The following is a 15,881-nucleotide window of genomic DNA, read 5'->3' as shown; positions in this document are numbered from 1 at the left end:
TTCCCACGACTCGGGGAAGCGTGACATCCGGCACAGCTCTCCCAAACACCGATGACGGACAGTTGCCCTCCTCGCAGGGCTCCTCGCAAGGCCGGACGCCTTCCTCGCGGGTCTTCCCGGGCTGGACGCCCCTCCTTGCCGGGCGGCAGCGACCGCTGCGGCAGGATGACCCCGTGCCCACCGCAGACTCACCTTCCGATTCCATCACCGATCCGGCCGCGATGCGCGAGCAGTACCGCTCCGAGCCCTTCACCGAGGACTCGCTGGCCGCCGACCCGATGCAGCAGTTCGCCCACTGGTTCCGGCAGGTCGCCGTCGGCGGGCTGCTGTACGAGCCCAACGCCATGGTGGTCTCCACGGCAACGCCCGACGGCCGGCCGTCCTCCCGCACGGTGCTGCTGAAGAAGTACGACGAGCGCGGCTTCGTCTTCTTCACCAACTACGAGTCCCGCAAGGGCCGCGAGCTGGCCGCCAACCCGTACGTCTCGCTGCTCTTCCCCTGGCACCCCATGGCCCGCCAGGTCATCGTCACCGGCACCGCGTCCCGCGTCGGCCGCGAGGAGACCGTGGCCTACTTCCGTACCCGCCCGCACGGCTCCCAGCTCGGTGCCTGGGCGAGCGCCCAGTCCACCGTGATCGGCACCCGCACCGAACTGATCGCACGCTACGAGGAACTGGCCGCCCGCTACCCCGAGGGCGAACACGTCCCCGCGCCCCCGCACTGGGGCGGCTTCCGAGTCGTCCCCGCCACGATCGAGTTCTGGCAGGGCCACGAGAACCGGCTGCACGACCGGCTGAGGTACGTGCGCGAGGGCGAGAGCTGGCGCGTCGAGCGCCTGTGCCCGTAGCGGACCGCCGCGCGACGGGCGTTCCGTGGCGGAAACGCAGAAACCCGCAGGCTCTGGTCCCTCCTCACGGAGGAGCCGGCCGGACTTACCGGCGAGCCTGCGGGTCGGTGACTGCTTGGTATTGGCCGATGACCGGCCTGCACTGCGAAGAACGCGGCAACGGGCGTCAGCCCGCAGCCACCTCACGAGTCCGAGAAGAAATCACTTTTCGGAACACCTCCTTTCACGTGTGGCAGCAGCCTAGGAAGGCGTGGAGCGGGGCTCAACCCATTTATTTCGGCGGGGAGAACCGGAAGCCGGAAGCCGGGGCCCGAAGCCGGGTTCTGGGCGCCGGAGGCCGGTGGCCGGGGCCCGGAACGGGCCGGTCCCGCCATGTCCGGCAGGCCTCGTCGGGACCGGCCGTGACGGTGTCGGCCGTGGCAGGACCGGTCATGACGGTGTCGGCCGCGGCGGGACCGGCCATGAGGGGATCGGCCTCGGAGCTATCAGCCGTGGCGGTAGAAGATGCGGTCCTGGTACTCCGTCATCACGCGTCCGTTCCATTCGTGACCACCGTCCACGTTGCCGGACCGCAGCAGCGGCGGCTCGACGCCGCGCGCCACGAGCCGCTCCGCGGCGGCGGCCATCATGGCCTGCATGATCGCGCTGGTGACCACGGTCGACGCGGGCGCGAACGGCGCCTCGATGCCCTCGGTGGTCAGTTCCGCGTCGCCGATGGCGATCTTGCTGTCGAGCACGATGTCGCAGTGGTCCCGCAGGAAGCCGCCCGAGGAGTGCCGGGACCGGGTGCCCTCCGCGTATGCGACCGAGGTGACACCGATGACCTTCAGCCCGAGGGCCCGCGCGTTCATCGCCATCTCCACCGGGAGCGCGTTGCGGCCGGAGAGCGAGATGATCACGAGGAGGTCGCCCTCCCGGGCGGGGCTGGAGTCGAGCACCGCGCCCGCCAGACCGTCGACCCGCTCCAGGGCCGAGCCGAGGGTCGCCGGTACGACGTCGACGCCGACCGTCCCGGGCACCGCCAGCAGGTTCATCAGGGCGAGCCCGCCCGCCCGGTAGACGACGTCCTGCGCGGGCAGCGAGGAGTGCCCGGCGCCGAAGGCGAAGAGCCGGCCGCCCGCGGCGACGGTGTCGGCGATCGCGGCACCGGCCGCCGCGATGTTCCCGGACTCCTCGTCGCGCACGCGCTCCAGCAGGCCGATCGCGGCGTCGAAGAACTGACCGGCCAGCTTGCTGTCGCTCATCGAGGAGACCCTTTCCGCGGGGGGAGAAGTGTTCACGGGATGTCCATGGGGTGTCGTGCCGCGGATCACGTTGCGGTCCGGACCAGTGGCCTGTCAATACCGTCTCGGCCGCTTCACCGCTTGCTGTTCGACCGGCTCGGCACGGTTGTCAGCGGTATGCGTCAGAATTGGTGGAGGGCCAGCGCACGACGTTTTCCTGTCACAGCACCGAGGGGCACGAATGTCCGGACTGATCGACACCACGGAGATGTATCTCCGCACCATCCTCGAACTCGAAGAGGAAGGCGTGGTGCCCATGCGCGCCCGGATCGCGGAACGGCTGGACCAGAGTGGTCCGACCGTCAGCCAGACGGTGGCGCGGATGGAGCGCGACGGCCTGGTGCAGGTGGCGGGCGACCGCCATCTGGAGCTGACCGGTGAGGGGCGCCGCCTCGCCACCCGCGTCATGCGCAAGCACCGGCTCGCCGAATGCCTGCTCGTCGACGTCATCGGGCTGGAGTGGGAGCAGGTCCACGCCGAGGCGTGCCGGTGGGAGCACGTGATGAGCGAGGCGGTGGAGCGGCGTGTCCTGGAGCTGCTGCGCCACCCCACGGAGTCCCCGTACGGGAACCCGATCCCGGGCCTGGAGGAGCTGGGCGAGAAGGCCGAGGCCGACCCGTTCCTCGACGAGGGCATGGTGAGCCTGTCCGAGCTCGACCCGGGGGCCGAGGGCAAGACCGTGGTCGTGCGCCGGATCGGTGAGCCGATCCAGACGGACGCCCAGCTGATGTACACGCTGCGGAGGGCGGGTGTGCAGCCCGGTTCCGTGGTCAGCGTGACCCAGTCGCCCGGCGGGGTGCTGGTCGGCAGCAGCGGCGAGGCCGCGGAGCTGGACGCCGAGATCGCCTCGCACGTGTTCGTGGGCAAGCGCTGAGCCGTGCCCGGTGCGGCCGGGGGACCCCCTCGGCCGCACCGGGTGCCGTACCTCGACAGGACGCCGGAGCGGAGCCCGGCGTTCGTCTTTTTGTTTTGGCGTTCGCTTTTTTGTTTTTCCGTCCGGACCGCAGCGCTTGGACGGGTCACGTGCCAGGCTGTGGCTCCAGGCATGCCTGAGAGTGTCGGCACTCGGCCGCGCGGCCGGGGAGGGAGCAGGCGCATGCGCCCGTCGAACTGGCACGTCCGCCCCACCCAGCACGTCTGTCCTGTCCGTCCTGTCTATTCCATGCGGCCCGCCCGGCACGTCCTGCCTCTTCGGCACATTCGGCCGCTCCGGCGCATCCAGCCCGTCCGGCCTCCTGGCAGCCCGTCCGGCCTCCTGGGCCGTCCGGCTCGGCGGGTTCGCCCGGCCCGAACAGCAGAGGGCCCCGGCGCCTGCGGACGCCGGGGCCGGCCCTCCCCTGCTTCGACCCGGAGCCCCGAGCTCCCAGGGTCGGTCCCTACGGGCCCTCATCCCCGAGTGGCCCGCCTCCCGGGGAAGGTCTCCCCTCCGACATCGGCGCCAATCCTCGGGACCAGTCACTCGAACGAGGGGTGTTGGTCGGCGGAAACCCGTTTTCGAATAAAGGTTCGATAGTCTGCGTGCGCGTGACCACACGGTGATCGAGCGGGACCGAGCGGTGATCGAGGACGAGAAGGGGGTGCCAGAACCTATGGCGCGGCGCATCGATGTGACCGGGGCCGATGGCGTACGTCTCGCGGCCTGGGAGTTCGCCGAACCGCCCAAAGGAGGCGCGGAGGGCGAGCGGCCCCCCGGCGTCCTCCTGCTCCACGGCCTGATGGGCCGGGCCGCGCACTGGGCGTCGACCAGCCGCTGGCTCGCCGCGCGGTACCGCGCGGTGGGTCTCGATCAGCGGGGGCACGGCCGCAGCGAGAAACCGACCGAGGGCCCGTACACCCGGGACGCGTACGTGGCGGACGCCGAGGCGGCGATCGAACAGCTCGGACTCGCCCCCGTTACCCTCGTCGGGCATGCCATGGGGGCGCTCACCGCCTGGCAGGTCGCCGCGAAGCGCCCGGACCTGGTCCGGGCCCTGGTCGTCTGCGACATGCGGGCCTCCGCGCTCGGCGCGGCCTCGCAGCGGGAGTGGGAGGAGTGGTTCGCGTCCTGGCCGGTGCCGTTCGCGACGCTCTCCGACGTACGGAAGTGGTTCGGGGAGGACGACCCCCGGGTGGAGCGGCCCAACCCGGCGCGCGGCGACTTCTTCGCCGAGGTGATGGCCGAGCGGGCGGACGGCTGGCGGCCCGTCTTCTCCCGCCGCCAGATGCTCCGGTCCCGTGCGACCTGGGTCTTCGACGCGCACTGGGAGGAGCTGGCCCAGGTCCTCTGCCCGGCCCTGGTGCTCCGGGGCATCGACGGGGTGCTCGGCCGGGCGGAGGCCCAGGAGATGGTCCGCGTGCTTCCGCGCGGGCAGTACGCGGAGGTGGCCGACGCCGGTCACCTCGTCCACTACGACCAGCCGGAGGGCTGGCGCACGGCGGTCGAGCCGTTCCTGGAGCGGTTCGCCGAGGGCCCCCGGGGCGACGGCGAGTCCACGAACTCGCCTCCCGGTGAGCGGGCCATGACGGACTGAGCGGGCCATGACGGATCCGAGGACCGTTGACGGTCCGGCCCCGGATCCGGGGCCGGACCGTGACGGGTCGGTCCTGGGCAGCGGGCCGTGACGGAACCGGGCGGCCCGCCCACAACCTCCCGGGACAGAACACCTAGCCCTTGCTGACCGCCGCCAGGATCTCCGGCAGCCGGTCCGCCGTGCGCGGTGCGGCGATCCGCAGCCCCGCCCAGAGGATCAGTGCCCCGTACACCGCGCCCGCGGGCAGCAGCGCCCACAGCCACTCGTGCTGGTCGGTGACGCTCAGCCAGACCGTCGCCGTGATCACCGGCGCGCCCAGGACCATGGCCGAGATCATGCCGCCGAAGATCGAGATCCAGGCGAGCCCGGCCTGTCCCGGGGCGACGTTCTTGAACGCCCCGTCCTGCGGAATCGAGTACGGGAACAGCGCCGAGGACACCGCGCCCGTCCCCAGCATCCCGCCCAGCAGGGCGAACGACAGCCCCAGCGCCCCGGGGAACGCCGTCCAGTCGCCGACCATCGCCGCCGTCACCACCGTCACCACGGCCGTGAACGGCAGGGTGATCAGCAGCAGCGCCAGCGCCCGCGCCCGCAGTTCGACGTACGCGTCGCGGCGGGAGGAGATCGTCAGCGCCACCATCCAGAACGCGGAGGTGTCCTGGCCGAACTGGTTGTACATCTGGACGCCGAGCATCCCGGCGGCCAGGCAGGCGAAGTAGACCGAACCGTTGCCCTGCAACGCGTTGACCACCGGCACGATCAGCCCGACCGCCAGCGCGGTGACCCAGGACGCCTTGGTCTTCGGGTCGCGGGCGATGTACCGCAGGCTGCGCTCCATCACCGTTCCGGTGCGTCCGGCGGGCAGCAGAGCGGCGAGCCCGAAGCCGCCTCGGCCGGCCTTCTCACGGGTCGGCGCGGCGGCGGCCAGGGTAGAACCGTCGGGGGCCGTCATCAGCTTCACCAGGCTCCGCTGCCACAGCCACAGCAGGAGGACGAACGCCGCCAGGGACAGCAGGAGCTGCGCGGCGGCCTGCCCGTAGAGGCCCCGCGACGCCGAGTCCACGGAGCCGATCGCCGAGGCAGGCGGCAGCCAGCGCACCACGTCGGCCACCGGGGCGAGCGCGGACAGGCCGCCCGCCTCGCCCAGCCGCTGCGCCCCGAAGTTGACCACCTGGAAGCCCACCGCGATCACCAGTCCGCTGAGCACCGCCAGGTCGCGGCCCTTGCGCGAGGTCAGCAGGCGGGAGTTGGCCGTGGCCACGGCCCGGGCCAGGGCCACGCACACCAGCAGCGCGAGCGGCGCGGCGACCACGGCGAACGCCGCCCCGGCCGCCCCGTGCGCCACCGCGATGACCGAGCCCAGCACCAGGCACAGCGTGAACAGCGGGCCGATCCCGATCAGCGACGCCATCAGCAGCGCCGTGATCAGCGGACGGGGACGCAGCGGCAGCATCACCAGACGGCTCGGGTCGAGCGTCTCGTCACCGGCGGCGAAGAACAGCGGCATCACCGCCCAGGCGACCGCCAGCACCCCGGCCGTGAGCACGACGACGGAGTCGACGTGCGCGTTCCCGCGCAGCAGGATCAGCCCGAGCAGCTGGCTCACGGCGAACAGCGCGGCGAAGACGATGGAGGTGATGTACGCGGCGCGCCGGCCCGCCGACTGGCGCAGCCCGTTGCGCAGCAGCGCCAGCTTGAGCTGGACGAAGACGGGGACGAGCGCCGTGCGCCCGGTCGCGGCGGGCCGGACGGCCGCGGCTCCCGCCGGGGTGTCGAGCACGCTCATCGGTCGCCGCCCAGCCAGTCCAGGGACTCACCGGCGGTCCGCGCGCCCGCGCCGACCAGTTCGAGGAAGGCGTTCTGCAGGGAGGGCGCGTCGCCGCGCACCTCGGCCAGCGGGCCCTGGGCCCTGATCCGGCCCGCGGCCATGACGGCCACCCAGTCGCAGAGGGACTCCACCAGTTCCATCACATGGCTGGAGAAGACAACGGTCGCGCCCGAGTGCGTGTACCGCACCAGCACTTCGCGGATGGTCTGCGCCGACACCGGGTCGACGCCTTCGAACGGCTCGTCCAGGAACAGCACTTCGGGGTTGTGCAGCAGCGCGGCGGCGAGCCCGATCTTCTTCCGCATGCCGGTCGAGTAGTCGACGACCAGCTTGTGCTGGGAGCCCGCCAGGCCGAGGACGTCGAGGAGCTGGGTGGCCCGCTTGTCGACCTCCTCGCCCGGCAGCCCGCGCAGTCGCCCGGTGTACGCGAGGAGTTCGCGCCCCGAGAGGCGTTCGAAGAGGCGCAGCCCCTCCGGGAGCACGCCGATCCTGGACTTCACCTCGACCGGGTCGCGCCACACGTCGTGGCCGCCGATCTCTATGCGCCCCTCGTCGGGGCGGAGCAGCCCGGTGATCATCGACAGTGTGGTGGTCTTGCCCGCGCCGTTCGGTCCCACCAGACCGATGAACTTGCCCGCGGGCAGTTCGAGATCGATCCCGGCGACCGCGGTCTGCTGCCCGAACCGCTTCCACAGCCCCTGCACGCGAACGGCGGGCGGTGCCACCGGCACTCCGCTCGCCGTTCCCGTTTCCCCCGGCCGGACTTCTCTTTCGGTCTGTGCCCGGTCCTGCATGATTCCTTGCCTTTCGTCGCCCCGTTTGTACGGACAGCTTACGAAAGGTGTTCGCGGGCCCGCTCTTGCCTACGAAACGTGTGCTCGGCTCTAGCTGTCGCCCACGGGAAGCGCGCTCGGGTCCGTCGTCGCCCGTGCGAGGCGCGACCGGGCGTCGGCCGCTTCTCGTGCGCAGGCATAGGCGAGCGGGCCGATGGCCTCCTCCACGTCCGGCAGCCAGCGGTTGGCGGACGTGGGGCGGCGGGCCCACTGGACCGCGCCGCGTCCGCCGACCCGGGTCGGCGGAGCGGTCACGCAGCGGCCCTCGCCGTGGCCGACGAGGTCGATCGTGGCAGCCCGCCAGCCCAACTCCCTTACCAGGCCGTCCGCCTTGGTCGCCGCGCCCGGAAGGACGAGGAAGAACATCCGCCGGTCGGGGGTGCGGGTGACGGGGCCGAGCGGCAGTTCCATCCGCTCCATCCGGGCCAGGGCGAGGAAGCCCGCGGACTCCGGCACGTCGAGCGCGTCGAAGGAACGGCCGGTGGGCAGCAGGATCGACGCCGTCGGGTGCTCGGACCACATCCGGCGGACCGCGGAGCCGCTGCCGGTGGCGCGTTCCGCCCAGTCGGCCCCGGCGGGATGGGCGCCGGGCGAGGCGCAGTCGGTGTCGCCGCAGGAGCACCGCTCCGTGCCGTCCCCCGCCTCCAGCCAGGTGCCGGGACAGACGTCCCAGTGCCGTTCCTCCGCGTACCGCACGGCGGCGTCGAGCAGTTGCCCGCCCCTTTGCAGGGGGATGTGCGTGGCCTGCGCGGCACCGGTGCTCTCCCGTTCCCCGCCGGGCACGTGACCACGGCCGGACGCGGGGACACTGCCGGGTACGTGGCCGTCGTCGGGCTCCCCGGTCCCGGTCCGCTGCCGGACTCCGGCGAGATCTTCCACTCCGATGGGCTCTTCCATGATCGGCACAACTCCCGCCACCGGCCGGGGTTACGGGCGTACCGGGCGCGGCCACGGCGTACCGATCCGGTGAACGGGGCGCATGGATGCATGGGCGGGGGCGCGCGCGAGACGGCGCCCGGGCGGTCGGGTAGCCATGTACGGGCGAGGCCGCGACGACCGTCAGCGGCAACGCCGGAGGGGCGCCCGCGGCATCGTCGGAACGGCCGGCCTCCGTCGTGCGGCGACAGGAGTGACAGGTAATGACAAGGAACGGCAAGGAAAAGCAAGGAACAGTAAGGAAGACGACGGACGTGACGAACACGATGAATGTGCGCATTTTCCGTGCAATCGCCGGGCATTGATCCGCTCATCGATCTCTGCGGCCTCTGGGGGAAACATGGCAGCCAGGCCTCTCGTCGCCCGCCAGCCGAACGAACGGCTCCAGGCGCTCATTCAGGAAGCCGGATGTTCCAACGCCGGCCTTGCCCGCCGGGTCAACATGGTCGGCGCGGAGCGCGGCCTCGACCTGCGGTACGACAAGACCTCCGTGGCCCGTTGGCTGCGCGGGCAGCAACCGCGCGGCAGGGCACCGGGCATCATCGCCGAGGCGCTCGGCCGCAAACTGGGCCGTACGGTCACGATCGACGAGATCGGCATGGCCAACGGCAAGAACCTGGCGTCCGGCGTCGGTCTCCAGTTCGCCCCGACCGTCATCGGCGCGATCGAGCAGGTCTGTGAGTTGTGGCGGAGCGACGTCGGCCGTCGCGACTTCCTCTCGGGTGCGACGGTCGCCTCCTCGGCCCTGGTCGAACCCAGCCGCGACTGGCTGATCACCGGCGCCGACCCACAGGTGGCGCGGACCGCCGGGGCCCGGGTCGGGATGTCGGACGTGGCCGCGGTCGGGGCGATGACGTCCGCGCTGGTCGACCTCGACCACCGGTTCGGCAGCGGGCACGTGCGGCCGGTCCTCGTGCATTACCTGAACAGCGTGGTGTCCGGGCTGCTTTCGGGCGCGTACCGCGAATCCGTCGGACGGCAGCTGTTCGCCGCGGTCGCCCGACTCACCGAACTCGGCGGATACATGGCGGTCGACACGGGCCAGCCGGGGCTCGCCCAGCGCTACTACATCCAGGCACTGCGACTGGCCCAGGCGGCGGGCGACCGGGCGTACGGCGGTTATGTACTGGCCGCGTCGATGAGTCATCTGGCCGCCCAGCTCGGCAATCCGCGGGAGATCGCGCAGCTGGCGCGGGCCGCGCAGGAGGGGGCGCGCGGGCACGTCACCCCGCGCGCGCAGGCGATGTTCCACGCCGCGGAGGCGCGCGGCCACGCCCTGCTCGGCGACGCCCGCACCTGCCAGGCCGCGGCGGGCCGGGCGTCGGCGGCCATGGATCTCGTCGAGCCGGACACCGGGGACGACCCGGACTGGATCGCGCACTTCGATCACGCCTATCTGGCCGACGAGTTGGCGCACTGCCACCGCGACCTCGGTCAGGCGGAGGCCGCCGCGCGCCGGGCGAAGGAGGCCCTGGACGGTCATCCGGAGTCCCGGGCGCGCCGACGCGGCATCGGGCTCGTGCTTCTGGCCACCGCCCAGGTCCAGTTGCGCGAGGTGGAGCAGGCGTGTCACACCGGCACCCGGGCCATGGAGCTGCTGGCATCGGTGCGTTCGAGCCGGGGCGCGGAGTATCTGGACGACCTGCAGCAGCGTCTGGTCCCGTACGGGGACGAGGCGGCGGTACGGGAGTTCGGGGCGCGTCTGGAGCTCCAGGCGGCCTGACCGGATCCGCCGGTTCTGCGCCCGCCCCGCGTCGCTTCCCTGCGCCGCCCTGCCCCGGTTGCCTGCATCGGTTCCCTGCCGTCCTGTGCCCGTTCCTTGTCGTCCCAGGTTGTCCGAGTTGTTCCATGGTTCTCCGGTCGTGCCGTGAGGGCGCCGGGTGCCCGGCTTCTGTGAAGGGGCGGTGAGTGACCGGACACGCTTGGCGGACGGCGGGGACCACCCGATAGCGTGAGCCGACGATTCCGTAGGTCCACATGTAGGAGTCCCGGTGACGCAGAGCGGACAGGGTGACGAGCGGCAGCCCCCTGCTGTACGGCCCGCGCACGAAGGTGTCGTGCTGCCCGCAGGTGGCGGCGAGCCCTGGATACCAGGAGGGCCCGGCGAGCAGGGAGCCCCGGCGGGCGGTCAGCCGTGGGGGCAGCCCTGGGGGCCGCAGGCGGCGCACCCGGACGCCTCGTCGCTGCCGCAGCAGGCCGCTCCGGGGCAGGATCCGTACGGGCAGGATCCGTACGGGCAGCCGCCGCAGGGGCAGTCGTACAGGCAACCGCTGCCCCCGGCGCAGCAGCAGCCCCCGCAGCATCATCAGCACCACCAGCCGCCTCAGATTCCACAGCAGCCTCAGCATCAGCAGCCGCCGCAGCCGTACGCCCAGCCCCTGCCGCCCGAGGTGGTGCCCCACGCGGGCGGGGACGCGGACGCCACGCAGTACATCGCGCCGGTGCCCGGCGGACCGGCGCCGGGCGGGCTGCCGCCGGAGAACCCCGCGGAGGCCACCCAGTTCCTTCCCCACGGTGCGCAGCCGCAGCAGCCGTACCAGCAACAGCAGCAGCCCGCGCACGGCGGCGACGCGGAGGCGACCCAGTACATCCCGCCGGTCCCCGGCGGTGCCCCGTACGGGATCAGGCCCGGAGCCCCCGGTGACCGTCAGCCGCCGGCCGAGTTCGACAACCTGTTCCGCGAGGCCGGGACGGGCGGGTCCACCCAGCAGATGCCCCGGCTCGCCCCCGCGCAGCAGCACCCGGGCGGCGGCGCCCGTCAGGCACCCCCGGCGCCGCGACCGGGGTACCAGCAGGCGGACGAGCCGCAGGGGCGGGCCGCACCGCGCAAGAAGCGCGCGCACGTCACGCTCATCGCGGCGGTCGTCGCCGGCTGTGCCGTCGTGGGGCTCGGCGCCGGTGCGCTGATGAGCGGCGGCGACAACAAGGGCGACGACGACAAGCAGCCCGTGGCGGCCACCGGTTCACCGTCGAACGAGGCCCCCCAGCAGCCGGCCGAGGATCCGGTGAAGACGCAGGCCGAGGCGCTGGACAAGCTGCTGGCACACAGCAACAACAGCCGTTCCGCGGTCATCGGCGCCGTCGAGAAGACCAAGAACTGCCAGGACCTGGACCAGGCCGTGACGGACCTGAAGGACGCGGCCGGGCAGCGCCGCGATCTGGTGACCCAGCTCGGACAACTGAGCGTCGACAAGCTGCCGGACCACGAGCGGCTGACCGCCGCCCTCACCAAGGCGTGGCAGGCGTCAGCCTCCGCCGATGACCACTACGCCGCCTGGGCCGAGCAGGCCAAGCAGGGCAAGAAGGTCTGCAAGCACGGCAAGGCCCGCACGACGTACGAGACGCAGCAGGCCACCGTGCGCAGCGGCGAGGCGAGCAAGGCGAAGCAGCAGGCGTCGGAGCTGTGGAACGTGATCGCGTCCAAGTACGGACTGACCCGGCGGGAAGCGGTCGACCTCTGAGGAAGGCGGTCGGTCTCCGACGGCGGGGCGCGCCGGGGCGAGGCGGCCGGGACGGGAAGGGCCGGCCCCGGCCCGCATGCCGGCAGGGGCCCGGACGACGGCAGGATTCCGTACGTCGGCGGGGGGCTTACGCCCGTGGTGGGTGAGGAGCGGGGCTGCTCCTCACCCGCTCACCCCCTGGCGCTGGCGTCCGACAGCGTCTCGGCGACGTCCACGAAGCCCTTCTTGTCCTCGACGAGCCGCCCGTCGCGGACCACCTGGAACGTCACCTTGCTGTTGACGATGCGGGGGTACGCGGACGAGCCGAGCGTGTCCGAGAACCGCCAGCGCAGTGGTGGTGTCAGCCCGCCGGTCTCGATCCGCGGACCGTGGCCGAGCGCTCTGGCGACCTTTCCGGCGGTGACCTGCGGGGAGTCGATCGCCTTCACGATCTCTTTCAGCGCGGTGTAGGCGATCCACGTGGTCTGGACGCCCGCGTCGTCCGGGTCGATCCGGTTGTCGCCGAAGGCGTGCTCGCGGACCACCGCCCGCATCTCGTTCCAGCGGGAGTCGCTCGGCGCCGGGTACCAGCCGGTGACGTACGCACCCTCGAAGGGACTCTTCCGGCCACCGGTGCTGTCGATCATCTGCTGCCCGACACTGCCGAGGACGGACGAGATGCGGACCTCCCCGTACGAGGGTTCGAGCCGTCGGAAGGAGTCGAAGAAGGTCTCCGTACGGCTCCCGAGCACAGCCGTCACACAGCCGCCGCTCCGGCCCGCCGCCTGGAGCGCGCGATCGGCGGCGTCGTCGTACGACGTGGCCGCCTCGGCCGCCCGGATGTCGGCGGGGGCGGGGCGGTCGGCATCGGTGAGGCCGGTCTTCAGGAGCCACGCCTGGCCGTCGCCGCCCAGGGTGTCGGGCCGCACCACGGACACCCGGTCGCAGCGGCGGGCCAGCTGCCGGGCGTTGCCCGCGAGGAGCGCCGACTGTCCGCCGTTGACCGGGAAGGAGTCGTAGCTGCTGAACTCCTCCTCGGAAGCGCCGTAACCACCGATGAAGGGGATGCCTGCGGTCTCCAGCGGTGGCATGAACGACGAACCGTGCCGGCTGTAGGAGCCGACGACCGCCACCGCCTTCTTCTCGATGGCCAGCCGGGCGCAGTTGGCCGCACCGACCGGGGTGTCCGCCTCGTCACAGGTGACGACCCGCAGCTCGTGACCGTTGAGCCCGCCGTTCTCGTTGACCCAGCGCCCATACGTGACCGCCATGGCGGTCATGCCGGACATGTCCAGGGTGTCGGGCCCCGTGGTTCCCGCGGGGGCCCAGGTGACCACGGTGACGGGTTCCCTGGAACCCCCCGTGGCCCCAGGGAGCGCGCCGCAGCCGGTGGCCAGCAACGCCCCGGCCGCCACCGCGCTCATGAGGAGCCTGCGGGGGCGGGGGGAGGTGGGGCGTCGCCGTCCGGTCATGGACAAGGAGAATTCCGCCCCCGGGGTAACGGCACTGTGTGCTTAGTGCAACGCACGGTGACATCCAGGTGAATTACGGGGGCCTGTGCGGTTGGCTGAAAAGGGAACGTACGATCGACTACCGTGCAGCAAGGTTCGCAGAACACTTCCCGCCGCGGCCGCCGCTCCTCCACCATGGGCGGCATGCCGCTGAACGACATGCCGTGGTGGCGCTGGCGCAGCAACGTGCGCTCGGCGCTGCACATGCTCTCCGACCCCGTCTTCCACCAGGAGTGCTGGCTGGCCGGACGGGAAGGGTACGGCGACGTCACCGACGCCGTGTACCGCTTGGTCGAGGACACGTGGCTGGACAACTGGTCCGCCGAAAAGTACGTCGGCACGATCTTCCGCGACGCGGACGAGGCCGCCCTCGTCGACGCCGCCGTGTTGCAGGTGCTGCGCATCATGCACCAGATCGGCGCGGACGCCCCCGTGTCGGCGTACCTGGAGCACCCGGGCTGGCCGGAGGCCGTGGTCGCCGCCAGGGAGGCCCATGTGCTGCTCGCCACCAACGACGGCGAGGACCCGGACACCCCGCCGCGCTCCCTGGACGTGCTCCGCATCATGACCGGGTCCGCATCATGACGGGCCGGGGTGCCGGCTGCTCGGCGTGACGGCGGGTCCGGGCGGCGGCCGGCCCTCGTGCGGGTGCGTGTACACCATGACCGGGTCCGCATCATGATCGGGTCGGCCTGATCCCGGTCCGATGTGGCACCCTACGGGAATGACCGTGCCACATCCCGCCGAACCGGCCGAGACCACCCCCGAGCAGTACGTCCTCACGCTTTCCTGCCCCGACAAGCAGGGCATCGTGCACGCCGTGTCGAGCTATCTCTTCATGACGGGCTGCAACATCGAGGACAGTCAGCAGTTCGGCGACCACGACACGGGTCTGTTCTTCATGCGGGTCCACTTCTCGGCGGACAGCCCGGTGACCGTGGAGAAGCTGCGGGCCAGTTTCGCCGCGGTCGGCGACTCCTTCCGGATGGACTGGCAGATCCACCGTTCCTCGGAGCGGATGCGGATCGTGCTGCTGGTCAGCAGGTTCGGCCACTGCCTCAACGACCTGCTGTTCCGTTCCCGGATCGGGGCGCTGCCGGTCGAGATCGCGGCCGTCGTCTCCAACCACACGGACTTCGCGGAGCTCGTCGCCTCGTACGACATCCCGTTCCGGCACATCCCGGTGACGAAGGAGACGAAGACGGAGGCGGAGGCCGAGCTGCTGGAGCTGGTCGAGGCGGAGAACGTCGAGCTGGTCGTCCTCGCCCGCTACATGCAGGTCCTCTCGGACGACCTGTGCAAGCGGCTGAGCGGCCGGATCATCAACATCCACCACTCCTTCCTGCCGAGCTTCAAGGGCGCGAAGCCGTACCACCAGGCGCACGCACGCGGCGTGAAGCTGATCGGTGCGACGGCGCACTACGTGACGGCCGATCTCGACGAGGGGCCGATCATCGAGCAGGAGGTCGAGCGGGTGCGCCACGACGTCACCCCGGACCAACTGGTCGCCCTCGGCCGCGACGTGGAGTGCCGGGCGCTCGCACGGGCGGTGAAGTGGCACGCGGAGCGGCGCATCCTGCTCAACGGCCACCGCACGGTGATCTTCGCGTAGCGCGCGCCGCACGCTGAGGGCCGCACGCCGCACGCCGCGCGCCCCCGTCCCCGTCCCCGCTCGTCCAGGGCGCGGGCGGGGTGTCGCGCACCGGGTCGGACGGCCCGGCCGACCGGTTCGGCGGCCAGGACCGTCCCACCCGGCGCTCCGGGAATCCGGAGCAGGCCGTCCCGGGGCTACCCGGTCGGCCTGCTCCGCGGAACGGAGAGCGTCACTTGACGTCGACGTAGTCGCCGGCCGCGGTCGCGCCGCCGGTCGTGTCCGTCTCGCCGAAGGTCCAGCGCCAGTAGCCGTCGGCGGAGGCGGTGACCGTGGTCTTCAGGGCGCCGGTCGAGTTCGCCTTCACGATCTTGACCGTCTTGTACGTGCTGGTACCGGCCTTGCGGAACTGGAGTTTGGCCGCCTTGCCGCCGAAGCCGGTGTACTTGTGCTTCGCCCAGTCCGCGCGGGTGATCTTGCCGGTGACGGTGAGCCTGCCGCCCTTGGCGACGGGCTCGGGCGAGGCGTCGACGGTCACCTTCGCCGCGCGCTTGACCCGCACGGTGGCGGAGAGGGGCAGATACTCCTCTTTCCTGAGCCCGCCCTTCGCGTTCCAGATGCGTACCCAGACGGCGCTCTTCCAGGTCGTGGCGTCGTTGTTCGCGTCGAGGGTGTACCGCGGGTCGATGTACAGCTCGCCCTTGCAGTCGGCGGCCACGGAGCCGGACCCACAGGCGGTGAGGGCCATGTAGATGCCCCCGCGCTCCGAGGCCTTGGCGGCGGTGGTGCCGTGGTACAGGTACAGGTGGGTGCTCACGTCGGACTGCTTGAGGCCGGACGGCCACGACACGCGGTACGTGAAGGTGGGCCTGACCTCTCCGGACGTACCCACGATGATGGGCCTGCCCTTGTTCAGGACCAGGTTCGACACCTTGACACCGGTGTCCGCCGCCTGCGCGGACGGCGCGGTGAACGCTCCCAGGGCGAGCGTTCCCGCGACCACGACCGCGAAGCCGGATCTGCCTGCGCGCATGCACAACCTCTCGTCGGTGAGGGACTGGTAGAAGTCCGGTGAGGGAAGAATGGATCGCCGCAGGTTAA

Annotated in this window: 13 protein-coding genes; 7 read left to right on the top strand and 6 right to left on the bottom strand. The window is 71.7% G+C overall.

The features are described 5' to 3' along the window. Positions 1-221: 221 nt before the first annotated feature. A complete protein-coding gene (gene pdxH, locus AMK22_RS15985) occupies positions 222-848 on the top strand; it encodes a pyridoxamine 5'-phosphate oxidase (RefSeq protein WP_073785693.1) in 627 nt (208 codons plus the stop codon). Positions 849-1,333: 485 nt separating this feature from the next. On the opposite strand, the gene AMK22_RS15975 is transcribed toward pdxH, so the two are convergent. Next, positions 1,334-2,092, bottom strand: a complete 759-nt coding sequence (locus AMK22_RS15975; protein ID WP_073785571.1) for an SIS domain-containing protein — start codon at positions 2,090-2,092, stop codon at positions 1,334-1,336. Between the two features lie 220 nt (positions 2,093-2,312). Here AMK22_RS15975 and AMK22_RS15970 point away from each other — a divergent pair, with 220 nt between their 5' ends. Next, the gene (locus AMK22_RS15970; protein ID WP_073785569.1) at positions 2,313-3,005 is read left to right on the top strand and encodes a metal-dependent transcriptional regulator; all 693 of its coding nucleotides are present in this window, start codon (positions 2,313-2,315) and stop codon (positions 3,003-3,005) included. Positions 3,006-3,720: 715 nt separating this feature from the next. Then, positions 3,721-4,641 carry an alpha/beta fold hydrolase gene (locus AMK22_RS15965; RefSeq protein ID WP_073785567.1) on the top strand — a complete coding sequence of 307 codons (921 nt, stop codon included), beginning with the start codon at positions 3,721-3,723 and terminating at the stop codon, positions 4,639-4,641. A gap of 133 nt (positions 4,642-4,774) precedes the next feature. On the opposite strand, the gene AMK22_RS15960 is transcribed toward AMK22_RS15965, so the two are convergent. The 3 genes from AMK22_RS15960 to AMK22_RS15950 all read right to left on the bottom strand — a co-directional run bounded on the left by AMK22_RS15960 (position 4,775) and on the right by AMK22_RS15950 (position 8,085). Next, on the bottom strand, positions 4,775-6,427 hold the full coding sequence (locus AMK22_RS15960; RefSeq protein ID WP_073785565.1) for a transporter: 1,653 nt from the start codon (positions 6,425-6,427) through the stop codon (positions 4,775-4,777). After that, on the bottom strand, positions 6,424-7,263 hold the full coding sequence (locus tag AMK22_RS15955; protein WP_073785563.1) for an ABC transporter ATP-binding protein: 840 nt from the start codon (positions 7,261-7,263) through the stop codon (positions 6,424-6,426). The genes AMK22_RS15960 and AMK22_RS15955 overlap by 4 nt, the downstream gene beginning before the upstream one ends. Before the next feature lie 90 nt (positions 7,264-7,353). Then, entirely contained in the window at positions 7,354-8,085 is a 732-nt protein-coding gene (locus AMK22_RS15950; protein ID WP_073785691.1) for a bifunctional DNA primase/polymerase, read from the bottom strand. Positions 8,086-8,578: 493 nt separating this feature from the next. Here AMK22_RS15950 and AMK22_RS15945 point away from each other — a divergent pair, with 493 nt between their 5' ends. Both AMK22_RS15945 and AMK22_RS15940 read left to right on the top strand, forming a co-directional pair. After that, positions 8,579-9,961 carry a transcriptional regulator gene (locus tag AMK22_RS15945; protein ID WP_073785561.1) on the top strand — a complete coding sequence of 461 codons (1,383 nt, stop codon included), beginning with the start codon at positions 8,579-8,581 and terminating at the stop codon, positions 9,959-9,961. 268 nt (positions 9,962-10,229) lie between these two features. Beyond that, positions 10,230-11,699 (top strand): hypothetical protein, encoded by a 1,470-nt coding sequence (locus AMK22_RS15940; protein WP_199883233.1) that lies wholly within the window; start codon positions 10,230-10,232, stop codon positions 11,697-11,699. 170 nt (positions 11,700-11,869) lie between these two features. Here AMK22_RS15940 and AMK22_RS15935 read toward each other — a convergent pair whose 3' ends face one another. Continuing rightward, positions 11,870-13,150 carry an ABC transporter substrate-binding protein gene (locus AMK22_RS15935; RefSeq protein ID WP_073785557.1) on the bottom strand — a complete coding sequence of 427 codons (1,281 nt, stop codon included), beginning with the start codon at positions 13,148-13,150 and terminating at the stop codon, positions 11,870-11,872. A 174-nt stretch (positions 13,151-13,324) separates the two neighbouring features. Between AMK22_RS15935 and AMK22_RS15925 the strand changes: the two genes are divergently transcribed. Beyond that, a complete protein-coding gene (locus AMK22_RS15925) occupies positions 13,325-13,774 on the top strand; it encodes an SCO4402 family protein (RefSeq protein WP_073785553.1) in 450 nt (149 codons plus the stop codon). Between the two features lie 139 nt (positions 13,775-13,913). After that, on the top strand, positions 13,914-14,801 hold the full coding sequence (purU, locus tag AMK22_RS15920) for a formyltetrahydrofolate deformylase (protein ID WP_073785551.1): 888 nt from the start codon (positions 13,914-13,916) through the stop codon (positions 14,799-14,801). Positions 14,802-15,012: 211 nt separating this feature from the next. Here purU and AMK22_RS15915 read toward each other — a convergent pair whose 3' ends face one another. Next, positions 15,013-15,813 carry a hypothetical protein gene (locus tag AMK22_RS15915; protein WP_073785550.1) on the bottom strand — a complete coding sequence of 267 codons (801 nt, stop codon included), beginning with the start codon at positions 15,811-15,813 and terminating at the stop codon, positions 15,013-15,015. Between the last annotated feature and the right edge of the window lie 68 nt (positions 15,814-15,881).

It is taken from the genome of Streptomyces sp. CB01580, assembly GCF_001905795.1.
Taxonomy (GTDB): Bacteria; Actinomycetota; Actinomycetes; order Streptomycetales; family Streptomycetaceae; genus Streptomyces.
The sequence above is the reverse complement of the archived record's forward strand: the minus strand, read 5'-3'. Positions and strand labels throughout refer to the sequence as shown.

What these genes read in the sequence shown, in the direction of transcription:
- pdxH (WP_073785693.1), top strand. Translation starts at nt 222, where the DNA reads ATGCGCGAGCAGTACCGCTCCGAGCCCTTCACCGAGGACTCGCTGGCC.
- AMK22_RS15975 (WP_073785571.1), bottom strand. Translation starts at nt 2,092, where the DNA reads ATGAGCGACAGCAAGCTGGCCGGTCAGTTCTTCGACGCCGCGATCGGC.
- AMK22_RS15970 (WP_073785569.1), top strand. Translation starts at nt 2,313, where the DNA reads ATGTCCGGACTGATCGACACCACGGAGATGTATCTCCGCACCATCCTC.
- AMK22_RS15965 (WP_073785567.1), top strand. Translation starts at nt 3,721, where the DNA reads ATGGCGCGGCGCATCGATGTGACCGGGGCCGATGGCGTACGTCTCGCG.
- AMK22_RS15960 (WP_073785565.1), bottom strand. Translation starts at nt 6,427, where the DNA reads ATGAGCGTGCTCGACACCCCGGCGGGAGCCGCGGCCGTCCGGCCCGCC.
- AMK22_RS15955 (WP_073785563.1), bottom strand. Translation starts at nt 7,263, where the DNA reads ATGCAGGACCGGGCACAGACCGAAAGAGAAGTCCGGCCGGGGGAAACG.
- AMK22_RS15945 (WP_073785561.1), top strand. Translation starts at nt 8,579, where the DNA reads ATGGCAGCCAGGCCTCTCGTCGCCCGCCAGCCGAACGAACGGCTCCAG.
- AMK22_RS15935 (WP_073785557.1), bottom strand. Translation starts at nt 13,150, where the DNA reads ATGACCGGACGGCGACGCCCCACCTCCCCCCGCCCCCGCAGGCTCCTC.
- AMK22_RS15925 (WP_073785553.1), top strand. Translation starts at nt 13,325, where the DNA reads ATGGGCGGCATGCCGCTGAACGACATGCCGTGGTGGCGCTGGCGCAGC.
- purU (WP_073785551.1), top strand. Translation starts at nt 13,914, where the DNA reads ATGACCGTGCCACATCCCGCCGAACCGGCCGAGACCACCCCCGAGCAG.
- AMK22_RS15915 (WP_073785550.1), bottom strand. Translation starts at nt 15,813, where the DNA reads ATGCGCGCAGGCAGATCCGGCTTCGCGGTCGTGGTCGCGGGAACGCTC.